We start from the raw sequence: 3445 nt of genomic DNA, 5'->3' as shown, positions 1-3445 counted from the left end.
GCTGCGCACGTAACGACGCCAGCGTTTCCAGCACCTGCTCGGGCCGCTTGAAGGTCGGCAAGGTGACGACCGCTTCGACGGCCTCGAGGTCAAGCCGCGGCGAGCGTCCAGCGATCGATACCGAACCGTCCGATGGCAAAGGGATCATCCGTGTCCAGCCACATGGTGAGTTGGGTTCTGGTAGCACCCCGGTGATAAGGTTTCGTTAATCACCTTGCACGGAGAAGCCCGCCAGGCAGGGGCTTTCGGTCGTCGAATGTGCTCGCTTAATCAAGGGTTCACCGCACTTTGCTACCGGCTACACCACTGGATAGGTGAGATGCATCTGCTGTTCGCCACATCGATCGTGCCCGACGGCGCTCTCGCCTCGGGCTACGAGATCGCCAACGCTGCGATCATCGCTGCCTTGCGGCGCGCTGGCGCGCGCGTCACCGTCATCGGCTTCACCTGGCCGGGGAGACCCGCGGCCGATCCCGAAAACACCGTGGTGCTGGGTGCGATCGACGTGCGCACGGACAATGCCTCTGCACGGCAAAAGCTGGCCTGGGTCGGCAAGGCGCTGCTTTCGGGCCTCACATTTGCGTCGGTCAAGTTGCGCGCGGTGTCCGAAGGCGATGTACTTGCTGCTGTCGAGCGCACCGGCCCGTTTGACGGCTACGTGTTGAATTCCGTGCAGTTCGCCGGTGCCTTTGAAAAGCTGTTCGCTGACCGGCCTTCGATCTTCGTTGCCCACAATGTCGAGCATCTTTCGGCGCAGGAGAATGCCGCTGCGGCCGGAAGCCTCTTCCAGCGCCTGTTGTTCCGCCGCGAGGCGAGGTTGCTCAAGACCGTAGAAGAACGTCTCTGTCGACGGGCGCGCTTCGTCTTCACGCTGGCCGAGGAAGACCGCGCCGCACTCGGTGTCGCCTCGGACGACCGCTCGGCGGTGCTGCCTTTGGTGACCGGCGCCGCGGCGCCAACCCGGAAAGGCCCGCGCCGCATCGACTGCGACGCCGCCCTGATCGGCACCTGGACCTGGCAGCCGAACCGCATCGGTCTCGACTGGTTCCTGGGCAAGGTCGTACCGCATTTACGCTCCGATTTCCGCATCCGCGTCGCCGGCAGCATGCCTGCCGGCGTTACGTCGAAGCATCCCGGTGTCGAATTTGTCGGCCGCGTGCCCGACGCGCAGGCGTTCGTAAGCAGCGCTGCCGTCATCCCGTTGATCAGCACCGCCGGCAGCGGCGTCCAGTTGAAGACCATCGAAACCTTCGAGCTCGGCCTGCCGTCCGTCGCCACCAGCCGGTCGCTGCGCGGCATTGACCATCGCCCGGCCAATTGTGTCGTCACCGACGACCCCGCTGCCTTCGCCAAGGCTCTCGAAGCCGCGGCTGCCGACATCCGCGACGTCGACGGCAGCGCGTTCCGGCGTTCGCAGGTCAAGGCGCTCGACGCCGCCATCCGTCTCGGCCTCGAAAAGCTCGGGCCTGTCAGGCAGGAGGCGTTTGCATGAACATGCATTCCGCCCGCGCCGCCTTCGGGCTCGACAAGCTCAAGACGATCCTTGGCATCCCGGTGGTTGCGATCCGCTGGAACGATGCCATCGTCCTGCTGAACCGGCTGATCGCCGAGCGGCGCTTCACCAAGGTCAGTTTCCTCAACGCCCACAACGCCAACATCGCCTGTACCGATCCGGTCTTCGCCGAGGCGCTGGATGATTTCCTCATCCTGCCCGACGGCATCGGCGTCGATCTGGCGGCGAGACTTCTTTACGGCGCGCCGTTTCCGGACAATCTCAACGGCACTGATTTCGTCCCCGCCTTCCTGCAAGCCTCGACGACGCCGCTGACGGTTGGGCTGCTCGGCGCGACGCGCGTCAACGCCGAAGCGGCGTCGGTCAAGCTGGCAGCACTGGCCGTGCAGCACCGGTTCGTGGTGATCCACGACGGCTATTTCCCCGCTTCGCAGGAATCGGAAATCGTCGACCGGATCGCCGCGCTGCGGCCGGACGTGCTGCTCGTCGCCATGGGTGTGCCGCGCCAGGAATTGTGGATCGCACGCCATATCGACGCGCGCCACTGTACGCTGCCGATCGCCGTCGGCGCGCTGCTCGACTTCCTGAGCGGCTCGGTGCCGCGGGCACCCTTGTGGATGCGCCGGCTGCGGCTTGAATGGCTGTTTCGGTTGGCTGTCGAACCGAGCCGCCTGTGGCGCCGCTATGTGGTCGGCAATCCCCTGTTCCTGCTGCGCGTCGTCAGGCAGAGATTCTCGCGTACACCCGAAACAGCGAGGGACAGCCAGTGAACAGCAGGTTCGTTCCAGGCGCCGCTGTCGAACCAGGCCCGCTTCGGCAGACACCGACGGCGGCAATCGTGACGGCAAGCTACGCGCCCGATTTCGAGCGCTGCCGCCTGCTGTGCGAGACACTTGATCGCCACGTTTCCGGCGCGGCGCACCACTACATCCTGGTCGAACATCGCGACGTCAGGCTGTTTCGCCAATTGGAGACCGGCCGCCGCACGGTCGTCGACGAGCGTGATCTGCTGCCACGCTGGCTGTATGCCTTCGACGACCCGCTCAGCCTGTTTCGACGGCGCGTCTGGCTCAGCCTGAAGACGCAGCCGTTGCGCGGCTGGCACGTGCAACAGCTGCGCCGCATCGCCATATCAGCGCACGCATCCGAAGACGTGCTGATCTTCTGCGATTCCGACGTCGCCTTCCTGAAACCTTTCGACTGCGGCGCCTTCTGGCGCGACGGCAAGGCGCGGCTGTTCCGGCGTGACGGCGTGCTGGCGGACGAAGGTCATGATGAGCATCGCATCTGGTCGCGCAACGCCGGGTCGGCACTCGGCATCGATCCGTCCCGGACATCGATCCACGACTATATTTCGACGCTGATCGCCTGGCGTCGCGACACCGTACTGGCGATGTGCGGCGAGATCGAAAGAGTCCATGGCCGCAACTGGGTCGAGGTCGTCGGCTCGGCGCGCAAATTCTCCGAATGCATGATCTACGGCCGCTATGTCGACGATCTGCTGGAGGGCGCCGGCCACTTCCACGGCTCGGAGGAGTTCTGCCGTATCCACTGGACCGGCGAAGCGCTGTCGGACGACGAGTTCCGCCACTTCGTTGCCGCCATGGCGCCGGAGCAGGTGGCGATAGGCATGCAATCCTTCATCGGCACCGATATCGGCCGCATCCGCCGTCTGATTGGGTTGGATTAGACGGGTTTGGCCGGCTTGCGCATCGCCGAATAGGTGAGCAGCGTCGAGGCGAGATACAAAAGCAGGAAGACGACGTTGAGCGACAGCACCAGGTTCGGCGTGTCGAGGATGGTCGTCAGCACATAGGTCAGCAACAGCGCCTTCAGCCCGGCGAGCAGGCCGAGATTGAGCGCCCGCACCAGCGTCTGGCCGCGTGCGAACAAAAGCTCGGCCTGGTATTCGACCAGATTGCGCAGTCCCGG

At 64.8% G+C, this 3445-nt stretch carries 3 protein-coding genes and 2 pseudogenes; 3 read left to right on the top strand and 2 right to left on the bottom strand.

The window, feature by feature from the left end; all coding sequences use genetic code 11:
* Nucleotides 1-148 (bottom strand): annotated as a pseudogene (locus EN935_RS42945) (glycosyltransferase family 2 protein); the annotation flags it as partial.
* A gap of 171 nt (nt 149-319) precedes the next feature.
* Here EN935_RS42945 and EN935_RS27250 point away from each other — a divergent pair.
* The 3 genes from EN935_RS27250 to EN935_RS27240 are packed head-to-tail and all read left to right on the top strand — an operon-like array spanning nt 320 to nt 3203.
* Nucleotides 320-1492, top strand: coding sequence for a glycosyltransferase family 4 protein (locus EN935_RS27250; RefSeq protein WP_109670278.1), 1173 nt, complete (start codon nt 320-322; stop codon nt 1490-1492).
* Nucleotides 1489-2283, top strand: a complete 795-nt coding sequence (locus EN935_RS27245; protein ID WP_109670275.1) for a WecB/TagA/CpsF family glycosyltransferase — start codon at nt 1489-1491, stop codon at nt 2281-2283. The genes EN935_RS27250 and EN935_RS27245 overlap by 4 nt, the downstream gene beginning before the upstream one ends.
* Nucleotides 2280-3203, top strand: coding sequence for a DUF6492 family protein (locus EN935_RS27240; RefSeq protein WP_127264890.1), 924 nt, complete (start codon nt 2280-2282; stop codon nt 3201-3203). Before EN935_RS27245 ends, EN935_RS27240 begins: the two co-directional genes overlap by 4 nt.
* Here EN935_RS27240 and EN935_RS27235 read toward each other — a convergent pair.
* Nucleotides 3200-3445 (bottom strand): annotated as a pseudogene (locus tag EN935_RS27235) (lipopolysaccharide biosynthesis protein); the annotation flags it as partial. The gene EN935_RS27240 and the pseudogene EN935_RS27235 sit on opposite strands and share 4 nt — an antisense overlap.

Source organism: Mesorhizobium sp. M7D.F.Ca.US.004.03.1.1 (assembly GCF_003998635.1).
GTDB lineage: Bacteria > Pseudomonadota > Alphaproteobacteria > Rhizobiales > Rhizobiaceae > Mesorhizobium > Mesorhizobium loti.
The sequence above is the reverse complement of the archived record's forward strand: the minus strand, read 5'-3'. Positions and strand labels throughout refer to the sequence as shown.